Annotated in this window: 20 protein-coding genes and 1 riboswitch; of the genes, 15 read left to right on the forward strand and 5 right to left on the reverse strand. The window is 39.4% G+C overall.

Annotation, left to right across the window (positions count from 1 at the left end; all coding sequences use genetic code 11):
- The first annotated feature begins 46 nt into the window (after positions 1 to 46).
- Both mgtE and AC0VYC_RS06375 read left to right on the forward strand, forming a co-directional pair.
- A complete protein-coding gene (mgtE, locus tag AC0VYC_RS06370; protein WP_007498785.1) occupies positions 47 to 1,405 on the forward strand; it encodes a magnesium transporter in 1,359 nt (452 codons plus the stop codon).
- A 101-nt stretch (positions 1,406 to 1,506) separates the two neighbouring features.
- Positions 1,507 to 1,905 carry a hypothetical protein gene (locus AC0VYC_RS06375; RefSeq protein ID WP_024719633.1) on the forward strand — a complete coding sequence of 133 codons (399 nt, stop codon included), beginning with the start codon at positions 1,507 to 1,509 and terminating at the stop codon, positions 1,903 to 1,905.
- Between the two features lie 145 nt (positions 1,906 to 2,050).
- Here the strand turns inward: AC0VYC_RS06375 and AC0VYC_RS06380 are convergent, their stop codons facing one another.
- Entirely contained in the window at positions 2,051 to 2,914 is an 864-nt protein-coding gene (locus AC0VYC_RS06380) for a LysR family transcriptional regulator (RefSeq protein ID WP_056704864.1), read from the reverse strand.
- A gap of 208 nt (positions 2,915 to 3,122) precedes the next feature.
- Here AC0VYC_RS06380 and AC0VYC_RS06385 point away from each other — a divergent pair, with 208 nt between their 5' ends.
- The gene (locus tag AC0VYC_RS06385; protein ID WP_163116621.1) at positions 3,123 to 3,485 is read left to right on the forward strand and encodes a cupin domain-containing protein; all 363 of its coding nucleotides are present in this window, start codon (positions 3,123 to 3,125) and stop codon (positions 3,483 to 3,485) included.
- 258 nt (positions 3,486 to 3,743) lie between these two features.
- Here the strand turns inward: AC0VYC_RS06385 and AC0VYC_RS06390 are convergent, their stop codons facing one another.
- Positions 3,744 to 4,073 (reverse strand): MerR family transcriptional regulator, encoded by a 330-nt coding sequence (locus AC0VYC_RS06390; RefSeq protein ID WP_007498778.1) that lies wholly within the window; start codon positions 4,071 to 4,073, stop codon positions 3,744 to 3,746.
- Between the two features lie 192 nt (positions 4,074 to 4,265).
- Here AC0VYC_RS06390 and AC0VYC_RS06395 point away from each other — a divergent pair, with 192 nt between their 5' ends.
- The 3 genes from AC0VYC_RS06395 (at position 4,266) to AC0VYC_RS06405 (ending at position 5,445) form a co-directional block, all read left to right on the forward strand.
- Positions 4,266 to 4,421: a hypothetical protein gene (locus tag AC0VYC_RS06395; RefSeq protein ID WP_008346151.1), complete on the forward strand. Its 156-nt coding sequence runs from the start codon at positions 4,266 to 4,268 to the stop codon at positions 4,419 to 4,421.
- 38 nt (positions 4,422 to 4,459) lie between these two features.
- Complete coding sequence (locus AC0VYC_RS06400) at positions 4,460 to 4,624, forward strand: hypothetical protein (protein ID WP_008346148.1); 165 nt, start codon at positions 4,460 to 4,462, stop codon at positions 4,622 to 4,624.
- A 356-nt stretch (positions 4,625 to 4,980) separates the two neighbouring features.
- A complete protein-coding gene (locus tag AC0VYC_RS06405; protein WP_088004396.1) occupies positions 4,981 to 5,445 on the forward strand; it encodes a MarR family winged helix-turn-helix transcriptional regulator in 465 nt (154 codons plus the stop codon).
- 30 nt (positions 5,446 to 5,475) lie between these two features.
- Here the strand turns inward: AC0VYC_RS06405 and AC0VYC_RS06410 are convergent, their stop codons facing one another.
- Positions 5,476 to 7,899, reverse strand: coding sequence for an EAL domain-containing protein (locus AC0VYC_RS06410; RefSeq protein WP_475389728.1), 2,424 nt, complete (start codon positions 7,897 to 7,899; stop codon positions 5,476 to 5,478).
- 248 nt (positions 7,900 to 8,147) lie between these two features.
- Between AC0VYC_RS06410 and AC0VYC_RS06415 the strand changes: the two genes are divergently transcribed.
- From AC0VYC_RS06415 to AC0VYC_RS06430, 4 genes are all read left to right on the forward strand, one after another.
- The gene (locus tag AC0VYC_RS06415; protein WP_039169164.1) at positions 8,148 to 8,762 is read left to right on the forward strand and encodes a DedA family protein; all 615 of its coding nucleotides are present in this window, start codon (positions 8,148 to 8,150) and stop codon (positions 8,760 to 8,762) included.
- A 78-nt stretch (positions 8,763 to 8,840) separates the two neighbouring features.
- A riboswitch (yybP-ykoY riboswitch) is annotated at positions 8,841 to 9,011 on the forward strand.
- A 32-nt stretch (positions 9,012 to 9,043) separates the two neighbouring features.
- Positions 9,044 to 9,835: a TerC family protein gene (locus tag AC0VYC_RS06420; protein WP_138278446.1), complete on the forward strand. Its 792-nt coding sequence runs from the start codon at positions 9,044 to 9,046 to the stop codon at positions 9,833 to 9,835.
- 214 nt (positions 9,836 to 10,049) lie between these two features.
- The gene (sigI, locus tag AC0VYC_RS06425; protein ID WP_008346139.1) at positions 10,050 to 10,805 is read left to right on the forward strand and encodes an RNA polymerase sigma factor SigI; all 756 of its coding nucleotides are present in this window, start codon (positions 10,050 to 10,052) and stop codon (positions 10,803 to 10,805) included.
- Entirely contained in the window at positions 10,802 to 11,995 is a 1,194-nt protein-coding gene (locus tag AC0VYC_RS06430) for an anti-sigma factor domain-containing protein (RefSeq protein WP_475389731.1), read from the forward strand. Before sigI ends, AC0VYC_RS06430 begins: the two co-directional genes overlap by 4 nt.
- A 39-nt stretch (positions 11,996 to 12,034) precedes the next feature.
- Here the strand turns inward: AC0VYC_RS06430 and AC0VYC_RS06435 are convergent, their stop codons facing one another.
- On the reverse strand, positions 12,035 to 12,229 hold the full coding sequence (locus AC0VYC_RS06435) for an alpha/beta-type small acid-soluble spore protein (RefSeq protein WP_008346135.1): 195 nt from the start codon (positions 12,227 to 12,229) through the stop codon (positions 12,035 to 12,037).
- Between the two features lie 124 nt (positions 12,230 to 12,353).
- Entirely contained in the window at positions 12,354 to 13,070 is a 717-nt protein-coding gene (locus AC0VYC_RS06440; RefSeq protein ID WP_056407826.1) for a DUF1836 domain-containing protein, read from the reverse strand.
- A gap of 281 nt (positions 13,071 to 13,351) precedes the next feature.
- On the opposite strand from AC0VYC_RS06440, the gene htpX reads away from it, so the two are divergent.
- The 5 genes from htpX to AC0VYC_RS06465 all read left to right on the forward strand — a co-directional run bounded on the left by htpX (position 13,352) and on the right by AC0VYC_RS06465 (position 16,705).
- A complete protein-coding gene (gene htpX, locus AC0VYC_RS06445) occupies positions 13,352 to 14,251 on the forward strand; it encodes a protease HtpX (protein WP_475389734.1) in 900 nt (299 codons plus the stop codon).
- 143 nt (positions 14,252 to 14,394) lie between these two features.
- Entirely contained in the window at positions 14,395 to 15,741 is a 1,347-nt protein-coding gene (locus tag AC0VYC_RS06450) for a TrkH family potassium uptake protein (RefSeq protein ID WP_007498761.1), read from the forward strand.
- A gap of 97 nt (positions 15,742 to 15,838) precedes the next feature.
- Entirely contained in the window at positions 15,839 to 16,366 is a 528-nt protein-coding gene (locus tag AC0VYC_RS06455; RefSeq protein WP_178897131.1) for a DUF421 domain-containing protein, read from the forward strand.
- Positions 16,363 to 16,527 carry a hypothetical protein gene (locus AC0VYC_RS06460; RefSeq protein WP_178897130.1) on the forward strand — a complete coding sequence of 55 codons (165 nt, stop codon included), beginning with the start codon at positions 16,363 to 16,365 and terminating at the stop codon, positions 16,525 to 16,527. Before AC0VYC_RS06455 ends, AC0VYC_RS06460 begins: the two co-directional genes overlap by 4 nt.
- On the forward strand, positions 16,520 to 16,705 hold the full coding sequence (locus tag AC0VYC_RS06465; RefSeq protein WP_039169158.1) for a hypothetical protein: 186 nt from the start codon (positions 16,520 to 16,522) through the stop codon (positions 16,703 to 16,705). The genes AC0VYC_RS06460 and AC0VYC_RS06465 overlap by 8 nt, the downstream gene beginning before the upstream one ends.
- Positions 16,706 to 16,708 lie beyond the last annotated feature (3 nt).

The raw sequence follows: 16,708 nt of genomic DNA on the forward strand, positions 1-16,708 counted from the left end.
AATCTAAGGGATTCGGGTATCTCCTGATTTTGGGGAGGTAACAGCGATGATACAGAACATTACGTACGATGAACTCATTTTACGCATCATTATTTTACTAAGAGATGGAAAACGTAAAGAATTTAAAAACATTATGGAAGAACTTCAGCCTTATGATATGGCCTACTTATTCAAGGAGCTTCCAGAAAAACACCGCGGCCGCTTTCTCAGCTTTTTAACAGTCGATGACGTGACGGAAATGATGGGTGAACTGGAGCGGGAATATCAAGAGATTGTTCTTGAAAAAGTAGGGAAAGACAAAGCCACCTTCGTCACAAACAAAATGGATAACGATGATCTAGCCAACTTGTTTGATGAGATGGAGGATGAGCTGAAGGATCAGCTTTTATCTAACATGGAAGCAGAGGAATCCAAGGCCGTCCAGCTTCTCATGAATTACCCTGCTGAGACAGCAGGCCGGATCATGACCAATCGGTACGTTTGGATTCCGCAGCATTATACGGTTCAGGATGCCGTGGTGAAGCTGAAAAGCTTTGCTGAAATTGCTGAATCGATCAACTACTTATATGTCATAAACGATCAAAAACAGCTTGTAGGGGTACTCTCATACAGGGATCTTATTTTAGGTGAGCCAGATGAAAAAGTGCAGGATCTTATGTTTACAAGAGTCATTGCCGTTGGTGCCTTTCAAGACCAGGAAGAAATCGCAAAGCTCATTGAACGATATGATTTCCTTGCCATCCCTGTTGTAGAAGAGAACAATGTCTTAGTCGGAATTGTGACAGTCGATGATATCATTGATGTTGTGATTCAAGAGGCAGGAGAAGACTATGAAAAGTTTGCTGCCTCTGGTAAAGATATCACGTTCGACACACCGGCATTTGTGGCGGCATATCGCCGTCTTCCATGGCTCATTTTGCTCCTATTCATTGGGCTGATTTCAGGCAGTATCTTAAATTATTTTGAAGATACCTTGCAGCAAGTCGTTGCTTTAGCATTCTTCATGCCGATGATTGCAGGTATGACAGGGAATACAGGGACACAGTCTCTAGCGGTTGTCATTAGAGGATTGTCAAAAGAAGAATTAACGAAAAAAACCATTATGCGCTTGATTTTCAGAGAGCTGAGAACAAGTATTTATATTGGGATTGTTTGTTCAATCATTATTACGGTCGTTGCCATGGTATGGCAGGGCAATATGATTTTAGGTTTTGTTGTTGGTTCCTCGCTTCTTGCAACACTGATTATTGGGACGATGGCAGGTACGGTCGTGCCGATTATTTTACACAGATTAAACGTCGACCCAGCCATTGCATCTGGACCGCTGATTACAACATTGAATGATATTTTATCCTTACTCATCTATTTTGGAATTGCAACAGCATTTCTTCATACACTGATGTAGTCAAAAGACTGTAAAATGTAACGTTTTACAGTCTTTTTTGAATAAAGATTGCATATAGCGCTTCCATCCTTTACATTTTAAGGAGAAGGTGGGAGAGAAAAATGAAGAAGTTTTTATTCATTTTCATGTGCATTGTTTTGCTAAGTGCATGTTCAAGAGAAGACGAGGGGAAAGACAGAAGACTTGTGGCATCAGAGCATATGCTTGAAGCGATAACTGAAGGAAATAAACGAAAAATGGACAATGTCTATGTCGAAGGCGCAGTCCCAAGCCCAAATGACATTCTTAAATCGAAAAAGGAATGGGGAATTGAGACGCTTTCTTATGAAGATTTTCAATTGGAAGAAGCCAGCATCCATGTCTTTCATGCAAATTATAAAGATGTAAACACTGGAGAAAAAAAGGCGCTTGCCTTTCGGGTGAAAGAAGATCCTGAAAAAGGCGGCGTACGAATTGACTTTGTAGGGGTTGTTGAAGGAACTGACGCTTCATCTAAATAAAAAGTATCGTTCATATGCTTTATGATAAATCAGGCATAAGTTGAGATAATGTAAAAGGATAGAAGAGCTGAAAGAATGTCGCTCTATCTATCCTCTTTTTTTATCACACATGATCTTATTAATGAAAACAATGATTTGTCTCAGATCACATATTCGTAATGCCTATTAACTCCATAAATTGTGACAGAGCACTGGTCATGTACGAATCACGTCGCCTGATCAACACAGTGGGCACGATTCGATGTGGTTCTGGTAATGGATGACAGGTAAATTTGCCTTCCCCCCGAGATTCAACCATAGATTTTGGTAATATAGTCACTCCCAGCCCGCTTTCAACACATTTAAGGACGCCCTCTAACGTACCATATTCCATGACCTTCATAGGAGGATAGCCGTTGTTCTCTAGCCACTTTTGCCATCGTCCTAAATAAATACAATGGGCGAATGACGAGAGCAACGGCTCGTGTAAAATAGATTCTACCTGGAATTGCTCCGTGGAGTAGCTTGTAATGAGAACGAGGGATTCTTCCAATACAGGATACTCGATGATTTCTGGATGAAGAATTGGCCCATCTACCAACGCGCCGTCTACTTTGTAGTTGAGGATAGCGCTAACTTGGTCGACTGTAGGTGCCATATACAAGCTCAATTCTACTTGTGGAAATTTTTTGTGATATTCTGTGAAAATGCTGGGCAATCTTGTAGATGCGGTGGACTCTATAGATCCAATGTGTAAAGATCCCCGCGGAGTAGAGGAAAGCTTTACTGCTTCTATCGCTTCTTCGTAATCGTATAGTAATTTATTTACATAGGGCAGCAGTTCACGTCCTGCAGGCGTTAAAGATATTTTCTTATGATATCGATAGAGAAGAGGTACACCTAACTCTTGTTCAAGACGTTGGATTCTTGCGGTGACATTGGACTGCACATAATTTAATTTTTGAGCAGCTTTTGTGATGCTTTGTTCAATGGCAACGGCTTTAAATACTTCCAAAGATTTAATATCCAAACTAACTCTCCTTTTTTGCATCACAAATTGTGATGATTTATATGCTATTTTTTGATTTTACGTGATCCAAAGAAGTATGTAAACTAAATGATAGAAGAGGTTGATGCTCATTGCGGCGTCCCTTTTATCTGATCGAGAGGAGAAAATGAGAATTTTTTAGCTGTGGCAACTAAAACAGACGTTTCCATTTAATAAGGAGGGGAATCGATTGATTTCAAAGGTAAATATCGAAGAAAAATTTTCGCAAATAAATGATTATTGGAATCCTAGAATAGGTGGAGAGTTGAACGACTCATACATGAAAATGGTGAAAATGAAGGGTGAATTCATTTGGCATCACCATGATGATGAGGATGAAATGTTCTTTGTGTGGAAAGGCAATCTAGTCATCCGTTTTAGGGATAGGGAAATAACGCTTAATGAAGGAGAATTTCTTGTGATTCCAAAAGGAGTTGAACATCAGCCAATTGCTGAAGAAGAAGTTCACTTGCTCTTAATAGAACCCAAAACGACGCTAAACACGGGGAATGTGCTCAATGAGCGAACTGTTTCGATTCCTGAACAAATTTGAAAAACTAAATCGTTAAAGATCAAGTATCTTAGGTGATAAATAGTTGAATGGTTGTTTTAGCTAATAACGAGGCTGCAATTGCTGCCTCGTTTTGTTGCTTCAATGATTCAAGATGAGCTGTAACGCATTTGCTTTCGCTACCTGAAATAGACTCTTCAGCAAGAATCGGTCTTTGGGTCAGTTCGTGCTTTCATCGATTCATATTCAGGACGATCAGATGCTAAGTCTATTTTGCCGAGTAAGCAATTGTTATTTAGTTCATCGATTCTTGTACCGGAAGTGCGCGTTGATCTGTCCTTCCAGCATTTTTTTCTTATATTGTCCGCTTTTTAATGCCTGTTCTTTTTTCTTCATGTCTTTTAAAATTTCCGCTGTCTGCACACCATCTTCCCGTTTATTGGCGATATCCATTAAACGTTCTACATCAGAAAAAGAATATTTCCGTGTGCCTCTTGTTGAGCGCTGGGGGTAGATGAGTTTACGTTCCTCATAATATCGGATTTGCCTGACGGAAAGTCCTGTTAATTCACTGACAATCCCAATTGAAATGACTTTTTTATCTTTATAAGATACATCTTCCTGCGTCATATCCTCACCCCTGCAAGTCTTTTCTTCATATTATATCCAACAGTCAGTAAAAAAACCTAACGTTTGTTAGATAATATAACACAAAAATGAAAAAATCGAAAAACAATGGAAGGAAAATTAACATATAAAGTGCAAATCATATCACGTGAACATATGATAAGAAAAAGAAAAAATAAGGAGGAGGCGCACTTGATGGAGAAAACACAGATCATCCGTATGGCAAAAGAAATCATCGCATTAGATGTGAAGAGGGATGAACTGCTGGAGCAGTTCATGCAGGCTGCGGGTCAGAATGCACATGCTCTTCTTAGAGCCGTACAAAATGATTTGTATAAAAAGTCCTCATAAGCACCCGATCCATATCCATTGATAGGAGGGGAGATGTCATGCGGCGTATATTAAAAGAAGCTTTAGCGAAAGAAAGACATTATTATACGAAGCAGCTTTGCTCACTTGGGGTGTATAGCCCTGATATGACCAAGAACATGACAATTAGTGACTTAAAAAAAGAGTATCATTTCTTTTTCAACAAAACCGATCGCTATCTTTAACATCCCTTATCATGTGCTTTGTCACATGAAGGGTTCTTTTTTGTGTGTTTAATATTATAGCAATATTGAATTTTGTAGAAATTTGACGAATCAAATGTAAGAAAATATAGAGCCTTTACAGATTATGTTAAAATTTGTCGTAACATGATGGTTTGCTGGAAAAGCTTTTTTTCGAGATGATTGTGAAAAATAAGAAGGATTTTAAAAGTTTATATCGAAATCTTATACATAACACGAATGGAGTCACTTATGTGGTTGAAAGGGTTTTCAAAAACGTACTTCTATTTTTTACGAAAGGCTCCAACTGCACCGCAAGAAAGCCTTGAAGTTAAAAAAATATTATAAGAGGTAGATATGTGATGAGACTATCGTTTAATGAAGAAGAAGTAGAACGTTCAATGACGCTTTACAAAGTTTTTGCAAGGGCATTTAAAAGCGTTTCCGAACACAGTATTAGAGACAGCAAGGAGCATGGATTCAATCCAACTGAATTTGCCGTTCTCGAATTACTGTATACGAGAGGTGCTCAAAAACTTCAGCAAATCGGCTCAAGACTCCTGCTTGTCAGCGGGAATGTTACGTACGTAATTGACAAGTTAGAACGAAATGGTTTCATTGAAAGAGAACAGGACCCAAAGGATAAGCGGTCAGTTTATGCTCATTTAACGGATAAAGGGCGCAGTTATTTGGATAAAATTTATCCAATCCATTCTCTTCGAATTGCGCGGGCGTTTTCTGGTCTTTCGCGTGAAGAACAGGAGCAATTAATTAGTCTGCTGAAAAAAGCAGGTATTCACAGTCAGCATTTGTTATTTAGATAAAACGAAAAGGTGCCATGGTTGGCACCTTTTTTATGTATCCAGCTGATGAGCAGGATAGGCGATAAATTTTTCAATATCACTAGCTGGAAGGGGCTTGGCATAATAAAAGCCTTGTAGATCGTCACAGCCCTGCGCAGATAAAAGTTGCGCTTGTGCAAAAGTTTCAACACCTTCAGCAATGACTTCTAGAGATAGCTGGTGCCCCATTGCAATAATAGCCCCTGTGATTTGCTCAGACTTTGAATCGCTCAAAATATCCTCGATAAATGATTTATCAATTTTCAGACGGTGAATCGGCAAATCCTTCAAATAGCTTAAAGAACTATGGCCTGTACCAAAATCATCAATACTAATACGGACGCCAAGTTGTTTTAGAGATGTCAGTACTTGTTTTGACTGCTTGATGTTATCCATTGTCATGCTTTCTGTCACTTCAAGCTCAAGAAGTGATGGTTGAAGGTCGTATTTTTTTAGCGTTAGCTTGATCAAATCAATTAAGTCTTCGGAGTTAAACTGCTTAGCAGATAAATTGACCGCTACAGGGATTTTCAATTGCTTGTCATACCACAATTTTACCTGCTTACATGCCGTGTCAATGACCCACCTTCCAATATCGATAATCAGGCCCGATTCTTCAGCAAGTTCAATGAAAGCCTCTGGTGATTTTAGAGAACCGTCTGGTGCTTTCATTCTTAAAAGGGCTTCAACACCTGTCATCTGTCTTGTTTTGGCGCTGATTTGCGGCTGATAATGAAGCACAAACTGCTTTCTTTGAATGGCGTCTCGTAGCTCCAATTCGCGATTGAGTCTGTCCTCACTCAATCTCTCCATAGATTCAGTAAAGAATTCATAGCGGCTTTGTTTATGTTTCTTTGATAAATACATGGCCATATCTGCTTTTCTCATCAATTCCATACCATTCTTACCGTTTTGCGGAGAGATGGCGATTCCAATACTAATGGATGTAATGAGCTGATGGTTTTGAATGAAAAAAGGACGTTCAAATTGGCGAATGATGTTTTTCAAAAGCTGTTCAATTTTATGTGTGTTATGCTCCATGTGAGGAAAGATCATTAAAAATTCATCCCCGCCAATTCTTGCAATAAAGCCATTGTCAGGCAAACATTTGGTTAGTCTGTTTGCGGCGGCTTTCAACAGCAGATCGCCTATGTTATGACCAAGGGCATCATTAATAATTTTAAACCGATTTAAATCAAGAAAAAGAACTGCCGTTGACGTTTTTGTCTCTTCTTGAGCGGATAATACATCATTTAAATGATTAATTCCGTGACGACGGTTCGGAAGTTCAGTTAATGCATCATAATGTGCCATCACATGAATTTCTTTTTCAGCAATCTTCTGCTGTGTTAAATCCTTTAAAACGAGATAAATGCTGTCAAGTGTATGGTTGACGTGTACGGGTATGTATGTAACATGATAATAATAAAAACGATCTGCTGCTTTCAGTTCTGCTTCACGCGTAATTGCTTTTTTTGATTGATAAATAAAGTCTTCCCACATCTCAGTCGGCATGACGTATTGACTCACATCATCACCAATCCAGGAATTGCACATTTTCAAAATGTGTTTGCCTGGGTCATTCGCCGATATCACTTTTCGATCAACAGATAACACGATAATACCATCTATATTATGTTTGATCAGTGATTGGAACCGCTGTTCATTTTCTTTTAGCTGATCTGATTGTGACATAATCCGTTGATCAATATAGGCGCCGAAAATCATGAGTGATTGGACGATAAGCGTCATCAGACCGATGAAAATGGACAGGCTAAATGGTGACATTTCAAGAGAACCACCCGCAGCGACCTGACCATCTGAATGAAAAAACATCGTCGAAGACGCCATGCCAGTGTAATGCATGCCCGCAACAGCACCGCCCATCATCAGTGCACCCGCTATTTTTAACAGCTGATCCTCCCGCCTTTTCTCAGAGTGATGAAGCCGGAAAAAAAGGTGTAATGAAAAGAATGAAGCGAGCGCACCAATAAAAAAAGAAAGAAAAAAGAGAACAGGGTCATAGCTGATGGTGACATTCGCCATTGATTCCAATCCGAGGTAGTGCATGCTGCAAATAGCTGAGCCCATCGTGATCGAACTAATCAAAAGTCGTCTTGTGGAAAGTTGCTGCTGAATACATATTGAAAAAGCAATGAAAGAACCGATAAAAGAGGTCAAAATCGATAAAATGAGTAAGGGTGTTTCATATGTGATACCAGAGCGTAGATGAAACGCCATCATGCCAATAAAATGCATTGACCATATTCCCATCCCCATGATCATCGCACCAATGATCAACCATACTCTTTTCTTTGCGCCGCTCGACTGGATCACCCGGCTGGCTAATTGAAGAGCTGAGTAGGAGGCGACAGCGGCGACAGCGACTGACAGAAAGACAAGCCATCCGTTGTAGCTTCCTGTTAAATGTGTCATGTAAGAAAACCTCCTGTATCTAAAAACAGACATATACTTAATATATCGGATCAAGTGGCGCCTGTGTTCACTTTTCCTTTACTTAAAAAGGGCATTCAGCATTTTTTTTGAACATTTTTTATAGTAAAATCAAATTTAATGTAAAAAAACGAAGAAAAGTGAATCATTTTTGGTTTTTTATTCGTTTAATAGGTGGCACGGTACGATTTGCAAGCATAGCCTGTCAAACTGATTATGTGTGAAAGGGATTGATAAACATCGAAGATTTTATTATTTCATTAGCTGATGCCTTTAAGAATTTGTCGTACTTCGGCATCTTTCTTGCATTATGCATTGAATTTGTTCCTGCTGAAGTGGTGTTGCCTCTTGCAGGTTACTGGGTTTCAAAAGGGGACATGGCCTTCATTGGTGTTGTGGCTGCCGGTTCTATTGGCGGTGTGGCAGGCCCCTTGACCTTGTACTGGTTAGGGCGTTATGGAGGGAGACCCTTTTTAAATAAATATGGGAAGTATTTCTTTGTTAAACCTGAGTCACTTGATAAGTCGGATGCCTTTTTTGAAAAGCATGGCGGATTTGTTGCGTTTAGCGGCCGGTTTATTCCAGGGGTCAGAACCCTTATTTCCATTCCGTGTGGGATTGCGAAGATGAATGTGTGGGTTTTTTGCCTGTATACGTTTTTGGCGATTACGCCGATTACATTTGTGTACGTGTATTTAGGATTTGTCCTTGGAGAGAACTGGCAAGAGGTTGGAACCATTTTAGAACCATATGTATTGCCGATTGGAATTGGTGTGCTCTTGTTGTTTGTTGTCTACGTGTGGCTCAAACGAAGAAAAAGAAAAACAGAAACACCAACGGCTTAATCAGCGGGTGAAGATGAAAAGTCACCTGTTGACAATCCGGGGTCTGTTGATTATGATATAAGTAATCTAAATATTCTTAATCCCACCAAAGGGGAGTAGCGTCCGGTTATCACCGGAAACAAAGTCGTCATTACATGGAATCTCATTCCATCGGCTTTGTTGGCATGATTTACATATCACATGTCTAGCAAGACCTTTGCCATTATAGGCAAAGGTCTTTTTTGCATTCATAAGCCTTTGTCTGTTGTGGGACAATAGATAAAAAATAAGGAGGAATGATGATGGATGCAGCAATTATTTTAGAGTACGGGTGGGTTCTTCTCGTATTGATTGGATTAGAAGGGATTTTAGCAGCTGATAATGCGCTGGTTATGGCTGTGATGGTCAAACACCTTCCTGAAAAACAAAGAAAAAAGGCATTGTTTTACGGACTTGCGGGAGCATTTGTCATGCGATTCGGTTCTCTTTTTCTTATTTCGTTTTTAGTAGATGTGTGGCAAGTTCAAGCCATTGGCGCAATTTATCTTCTCTATATTTCGATTCACCATATTTTAAAATCGCACGTATTTAAGAAAAAGGAAGCAGACACAAACATGAAACAAAGCGGCTTTTGGGCAACCGTCGTAAAAGTTGAGCTTGCTGACATTGCATTTGCAGTAGATTCTATTTTAGCAGCTGTTGCATTAGCTGTGACTCTGCCAGCAACAAACCTTCCACAAATTGGCGGGCTTGATGGCGGTCAATTTATTGTCATTCTATTAGGCGGTATCATTGGTCTAGTGATCATGAGGTTTGCGGCGACTGTATTTGTGAAACTGCTTAAAACGAGACCAAGCCTAGAAACAGCAGCATTTGTCATTGTCGGATGGGTTGGCGTGAAGCTGACGCTCTATACACTTTCTCATCCAGCTATTGGGGTCGTGTCCTCTCATTTCATTCATTCAACATTATGGAAAATCATTTTCTGGACGGTCCTTCTCGCGATTGCAGCATTTGGGTGGTTTTTATCAAGTCCATCAAGAAAAGGCGGCCAACAAAACGAGGCAAAACAAGAGAAGCGGCTGGAAGAGTAGGTTTTTTGAAAGAAATATCATTTCATTTTCATAACACGTATATTACAAAAAAGGGGGGATACCCCCTTATTTCTTTGCTTTTAAACGAAACGTTGTAAAGTAGATAAAGAAATACATGTCACAATTGAGTAACAGGAAATGAATTCCTCATTTCTTCCTTTGCGCTTCCCTCATAAATTAGCTATCATAAATGAGTAATATAGGGAGAACTGAGGTGAAACCATTGCTTAGCCTTTTGTTTAAAAAGGGAAAGAAAAAGCAAACATTAGAGCAGTCGGCAATCAACATCCAACAGGGTGATACCGAGCTGCAAAATGCATTAATAGAGCAATACAAACCATTTGTCGCTAAGACGGTTTCATCCGTTTGTAAACGATATATAGATGAAAAAGATGATGAATTTAGCGTAGGCTTAATTGCCTTTAATGAAGCGATAGAAAAATACTCTGCCGAAAAAGGCAACTCACTCCTTGCATTTGCGGAGTTAATTATTAAAAGAAAAGTAATCGACTATATTCGAAAAGAAGCAAGAAACGCGCCAACGGTTCAAATGGACCTTCAAGAAAGTGAGAATGGCGAATACTCACAAAGCATGATTGAAGCAGAGCTTTCTGCAAATGAATATAGGCGTTTAATTGAACAAGAACATAGAAGAGAAGAGATTGAACATTTTAAAGAACGATTGAAAGTATATGGTCTTACGTTTCAAGAGCTGCTTGAGCATTCACCAAAGCATGCGGATGCGAGACAAAATGCCATTAAAGTGGCCCATACACTCGTTAAGCACGATGAACTGAGAACCATTTTATTTCAGAAAAAACAATTGCCAGTCAAACAGCTGGAAAAGCTAGTGGAAGTCAGCCGCAAAACGATTGAGAGAAATAGAAAATATATTATTGCGATGGCGATCATTATGACAGGTGATTATGTGTATTTGAAAGATTACCTTAAAGGGGTGCTTAATTCATGAGAAGAGGCATTATAGTAGAGAAAAACAAAAAATATGTCACACTGCTGACCCCTGATGGACAATTTCTGCGGACAAAGTATGAACAGCAAGACTATGAAATCGGTCAAGAAGTGACGTTTCCGAATGAATCACGTCTCGAAAGAAAAAGAGCCGGTTTTTTTGACCTGCTTCGTTTACGTCCGTTAAATGCAGGAATTCTATCAATTGCAGCAATTATTGTCGTGATTTTCACTATGATGCCATCTTTCTCAAGTCAAAAAGCATATGCATATATGACGATTGACATTAACCCAAGCTTTGAGCTGAAACTCGATCACAACTATCAAGTGATCGGTGTCACTCCGCTGAATAAAGATGCGAAGCAAGTACTGGCCAGTATGAAAGATTTAGAAAAAAACGACATGACCAAAGTCGTGCAGGAAATCATCGATGATTGTGATAAAAAAGGATACGTGAACCACTCTAAAAGCATTTATATTTCAACTGTTTATGAAAACAAGCAGGATCATACATACAAAACAAACGTAAAAAGTAAAATCAGCACCATCTCGGGGGAATATCAAAAGCGCAATTATAAGCTGGAAACTGTGGAAGGTGACCTGGAAACAAGAGAAAAGGCACAAAAAGCAGGCATTTCAACAGGAACTTATATTAGAAATCAAGAAATGCAAGACAACGAACAAGAGGACGTTAAAAAAGATGATGAAGATCCAGCAGATGACGAGGCTGTCAAAGAAGAAGAGCCGAAAAATGCTGATGAAGATCAAAAAGACGAAGACAAAAAAGAAGACATAAAGACAGACGGTAGCGATGAGATGCAGCCGGATAAAGAAGCTCCTGAAGGCGAAGACAAAGAGCAGAAGGAAGTTGAGAGGGAAGAGCAAGGAGCTGTTCAAAAGCCTCACCAAACAAGCCCTAATCTTGACAACAAAGAGAAAAAGGGAAAAGAAGAAAAGGATCACTCTTTTGAAAAAGACAAAGAGCAAAAAAAAAATCACTCGACTGTTCCACATGAAAAAAAACATCCAAACGGCACATCACGTGGTGATACTGAAAAGCATGTAAAAAAAAACGCCAGTGGTCAGAATCGTCCGCACGGCGAACGTAACAGAGATGGCGTCAAACAAAAAGGAAAAAACACACCGCCCTCATACCGTGAATACCGGGATGAGCCTATATATGAACAGTAAAAAAACGCCAGAATAGATCCGGCGTATTTCACCATGTCTTTATTTAGTTGAATGGCCCATTTGAGATTGCGCCTGCTGTACGAGTCTTTTTGTCATCTCGCCGCCAACAGAACCGTTTGAACGTGCGACTGTATCTGAACCGAGATTCACGCCAAATTCTTGAGCGATCTCGTATTTAAATTGATCTAAAGCTTGTTCTACTCCAGGAACAAGAAGTTGATTTCGATTTGCCATCACATATTCCTCCTTTCACCTCATGTTTGTTGCGCCTTCTTATTTTGAAAAAAACAGCCTGCAATTATGCTGGCAATTGCTGCACAAAAAAGCCGAGGTGATGAAGGTCACCTCGGGCTCAGTTTTAAGCCTTTTTCAGCTGAAGCGTATTAAACATCATTTCTTGCGCTGTGCTTTGCAAGTGAGAAGTGAAAACGGAGAAAACGGTAGAACTGATAATGCCTTTAATCAAATGCCATTGCGGCTTCGTCAATTCTGTAAACTCTTCGTGGAGCTTGTCCGTCTGCTCTTCTGTCATTTCTCGTAAATTCGTTTCCTTTAATGGAAAATGTGTATGGTGATAAATAAAATCAAGGACGTGCGCATATGCTTCATAAAAACGGATGGGGCTGATAATATCATCCGTTCGATCTGTGATCGTATTAAATAAGGCAGATAAGATCGTACGAATAGAGTCAAAATCAAATACTGATTTTAAATCCCGGACAATTAATAAAATAACGACTTGATCAATGGAGTACTTCTTGCCAAGCTCTGGATGGCCGATCATATCTTTAATATCGCGCTTGATCCAGTTTTGAATGGCTGTTGATTTAAGAGAAGTCAGTTCACACAAGTTGCCAAGCTCAACGATTTCGTTCGTTGAAAGCCCGTGCTCTGATTTTTGCTTCCGCCGTTCGAGTTTTTCAAAAAACGAAGGGATTTTTAATTCATCATATTCATGTTCCTTATCGCTTTTTACAGATAAATTCAAAAGCTGAAGCGGAGTCAGATCTCCCTCGCCTTTTAGAGAATACAGAAGTCTCGTCATGTCAATTCTCGTTAATTTAAAAGTCACCATGTTCCACCTCATTTTGTACGTCAAAAACGTGATTATTGATCTAATTCAACATCATAATCTCTTTTTAATGAAAATGCAAAATAAACTAAAATAGGACCGCTGCGTCACAATTTGTTCACTTATTTGCGGATGCAAGTAGCGTAATCATTGAAATGACGAGGTTTTAGCCAGTATGATATAACATAGTAAAACGATTCCTTTTTCCTTGCAATTTGAGACGTTTATTTTTATAATTTTATTAATAAGTTCAAATGAACTTAATATGACAGCGGAGGTTATGTATGGGTAAAAGAATATTTCTGTTTATATTAACGAACATTCTTGTTATCACTACGATTGGTATTGTCCTATCGGTTATTAGTGCAGCAACTGGTGTTGGTTCTTATATAGGAGCAGACGGAAGACTTAATATCCTTTATCTTCTTGTATTCAGTGCAGTTGTTGGTTTTGTAGGCTCGTTTATGTCACTAGCGATGTCTCGCTGGATGGCAAAAATGATGATGGGTGTGCGTGTGTTAAATCCAGAAAAGGATTCTTTAACATATGATGAGCAGCAGCTTGTTGACCGCGTTCACAGACTATCAAGAGCAGCAGGCCTTTCTAAAATGCCTGAGGTCGGTATTTACCAATCATCTGAAGTAAATGCATTTGCGACAGGTCCTTCTAAAAGAAGATCGCTTGTTGCCGTATCAACTGGATTGCTTCATGAAATGGATGATGCAGCAGTTGAAGGGGTTATCGCTCACGAAGTCGCTCACGTAGCGAACGGTGACATGGTTACAATGACGTTACTTCAAGGGATCGTCAACACGTTTGTTGTCTTCCTTTCAAGAATTGCGGCATGGATCGCAAGCCGTTTCGTTCCACGTGAAGAGCTTGTGCCGATTGTTCACTTTATCGCTGTGATCGTCTTCCAAATTATTTTCTCTATCTTAGGAAGCCTTGTCGTATTTGCTTACTCTAGACATCGCGAATTCCATGCAGACCGCGGCGGTGCGGACCTTGCAGGAAAAGATAAAATGATTCATGCGCTTCGTTCACTAGAGGCGTATACATCAAGAACCAAAGATGATGATCAAGCAGCTGTTGCTACACTGAAAATCAGTGGTAAAAGAAAAGCTTCTCTTTTCTCAACACACCCTGATTTAAACGAAAGAATTAGAAGACTAGAAGCAAAATAAGAAAGATCAAAAGACATTCTGCGTAAGGATGTCTTTTTCTTTTTGATGAAAAAGTAAATAAAGCACAAAATACCTTTAAAATCTTTTTTCTTTTCATTAAAATGATATAGTATTCGAAAAGAAAGATAAAAGAAGGAATAACCATGAATCCAATGAAAAAACTAATCGACCGGCTGTCGGCTTTTCAGTTGATTGCCCTTTATTATTTTCTTGCTGTGACCGTGTCGTTCATTCTACTCAGTCTACCAGTGGCTCACCAAGAAGGAGTCAAATGGACATTTATTGATGCGCTGTTTACAGCTGTGAGTGCTGTCAGTGTCACGGGTCTGACTGTTGTCGATACGTCACAAACATTTAGTGTGACCGGGATGTGGATCCTTGCATTTGTTTTGCAAATCGGGGGTATCGGCATTATGACCCTTGGTACATTCGTCTGGCTGGTTATGCGAAAAAGGATCGGCATTAAAGAAAGAAAATTAATTATGGCAGACCAAAACCAGAGCAACTTATCAGGTATTGTAAAACTCATGAAGCAGGTCTTATATTTAATCTTGCTGATTGAGTTTGTAGGTGGTCTGATTTTAAGTATGTATTTTCTAAAGTATTACGATGTGCAAGGCGCTTTTTTACACGGATTTTTCTCTAGTATCAGTGCCACAACCAATGGAGGCTTTGATATTACTGGGAATTCGTTAATTCCTTATAAAGATGACTATTTCGTCCAATTTATCACGATGCTGCTCATCATTTTTGGCGCTATTGGCTTTCCGGTACTTGTCGAAGTAAAGGATTATTTATTCAATCAAGACCGAAAACATGCATCGTTTTCATTGTTTACGAAAATTACAACAATCACGTTTGGCCTCCTTGTTGTCGTTGGGGCAATTGGGATTTATGCACTTGAAGCCCGGTTCACTTTTCTAGGGAAGAGCTGGCATGAAATCTTGTTTTATTCTTTGTTTCAATCAACAGCTACCAGAAGTGGCGGGCTATCGACATTAGATATTACGCAATTGACAGAGCCGACACTGTTATTTTTATGTTTGTTGATGTTTATCGGGGCATCTCCAAGCTCGGTAGGGGGCGGAATACGGACAACCACGTTTGCCCTTAATTTACTTGCTTTGTTTCATTTTGCGAGAGGGAATAAGTCCATTAAAATCTTTAAAAGAGAGCTTCATCAAGCGGATATTAATAAATCCCTCATGGTGACGATGATGGCCTTTATTTTAGTGTTTGGTGCTACGTTTCTGTTAACTTTATCAGACCATCATACACTTCTTGAAACTTTATTTGAAGTTTGTTCTGCCTTCGGAACAACGGGACTGTCGCTCGGAATTACGTCTGACTTGTCCGTATTTGGTAAGTGTATTATTATGGTCGTCATGTTTATAGGACGGATTGGAATTCCAAGCTTCTTGTATTTAATTGGCCGCCGGGAAAGTGAAGCGAATTATCATTATCCGAAAGAGCGTGTGATCATCGGCTAACCAGCATTCCTACTGAATGCTGGTTTTTTATTTCCATTATATAACTGGCTAAATCACAAAGGATGTTCGCAATCTATAGGTAAGAGGTGAAAGAGACGTGCTGGATGTGTTATGGAAAGCAATTGTAATGCTGCTCGTTGGTACTTTGCTGCTGAGAATAGCAGGGCCTAAATCCATTAGTCAATTAACGGTTCAACAGACAGTCATCATGATTTCGATTGGATCGATTATTATCCAACCCTTTATTGAGCATAATTTACTTGAAACCATTTATGCGGCCGCCATTTTTATTGTGGCGCTTGTGATTATGGAAAAGCTGTCGATCCAATTTGATTTTTTTGAAAAATTGGTTTCAGGGAAGTCTGTGGTGATTTTAGAGGATGGAGAAATGCTTGATCACAAGCTAAAAAAAACGCGGCTGACAAGGGACCAATTCAAAATGCGCTTAAAGCAGCAGGGCATCACAGACATTTGCAGTCTCAAAAAAGCAACACTAGAAGCGAATGGGCAAATTGGATATGAGTTAAAGCCTGAGGAAAAACCAGTGACAGTCAAACAAATGAAAGAGCTGTTTGATCAATTGAGCGAAGAAATAAACATGTTAAAAAGGAATGATGACAAATGAAAAGAAAAACAGCAAAAAATGAAGCACTCACGAATAATATGACGCCTACAGAAAGCATGGCACACGATCAAGGACAAACACAATTTGACGAGCAATCAGAAGACCGCCAAGCGAACCGAAATTCTCATCAAGGTAAACAGGGGGGAACATCTCGTGACTAAAAAACATGTGAAAAGTAAAGATATGAAAGACCATAAAAAACCGATGAACCCCGATATCTTGGAAGAGGAATTTGGCAGCGAGCTAGGAGATATAAACAGCAGTAAATGGATTGATACCTTAATGAAGCCTAAAAAAAATGATGAATGTCACACTGAACAGAAAAACAAAAATAAATAGAAA

The sequence above is a fragment of the Bacillus sp. iso_77 genome (genome assembly GCF_056173625.1).

Excerpts from the sequence above, each read along its gene's own strand:
- mgtE (WP_007498785.1), top strand. The coding sequence starts at position 47 with ATGATACAGAACATTACGTACGATGAACTCATTTTACGCATCATTATT.
- AC0VYC_RS06375 (WP_024719633.1), top strand. The coding sequence starts at position 1,507 with ATGAAGAAGTTTTTATTCATTTTCATGTGCATTGTTTTGCTAAGTGCA.
- AC0VYC_RS06390 (WP_007498778.1), bottom strand. The coding sequence starts at position 4,073 with ATGACGCAGGAAGATGTATCTTATAAAGATAAAAAAGTCATTTCAATT.
- AC0VYC_RS06395 (WP_008346151.1), top strand. The coding sequence starts at position 4,266 with ATGGAGAAAACACAGATCATCCGTATGGCAAAAGAAATCATCGCATTA.
- AC0VYC_RS06400 (WP_008346148.1), top strand. The coding sequence starts at position 4,460 with ATGCGGCGTATATTAAAAGAAGCTTTAGCGAAAGAAAGACATTATTAT.
- AC0VYC_RS06410 (WP_475389728.1), bottom strand. The coding sequence starts at position 7,899 with ATGACACATTTAACAGGAAGCTACAACGGATGGCTTGTCTTTCTGTCA.
- AC0VYC_RS06420 (WP_138278446.1), top strand. The coding sequence starts at position 9,044 with ATGGATGCAGCAATTATTTTAGAGTACGGGTGGGTTCTTCTCGTATTG.
- AC0VYC_RS06430 (WP_475389731.1), top strand. The coding sequence starts at position 10,802 with ATGAGAAGAGGCATTATAGTAGAGAAAAACAAAAAATATGTCACACTG.
- AC0VYC_RS06435 (WP_008346135.1), bottom strand. The coding sequence starts at position 12,229 with ATGGCAAATCGAAATCAACTTCTTGTTCCTGGAGTAGAACAAGCTTTA.
- AC0VYC_RS06440 (WP_056407826.1), bottom strand. The coding sequence starts at position 13,070 with ATGGTGACTTTTAAATTAACGAGAATTGACATGACGAGACTTCTGTAT.
- htpX (WP_475389734.1), top strand. The coding sequence starts at position 13,352 with ATGGGTAAAAGAATATTTCTGTTTATATTAACGAACATTCTTGTTATC.
- AC0VYC_RS06450 (WP_007498761.1), top strand. The coding sequence starts at position 14,395 with ATGAATCCAATGAAAAAACTAATCGACCGGCTGTCGGCTTTTCAGTTG.
- AC0VYC_RS06460 (WP_178897130.1), top strand. The coding sequence starts at position 16,363 with ATGAAAAGAAAAACAGCAAAAAATGAAGCACTCACGAATAATATGACG.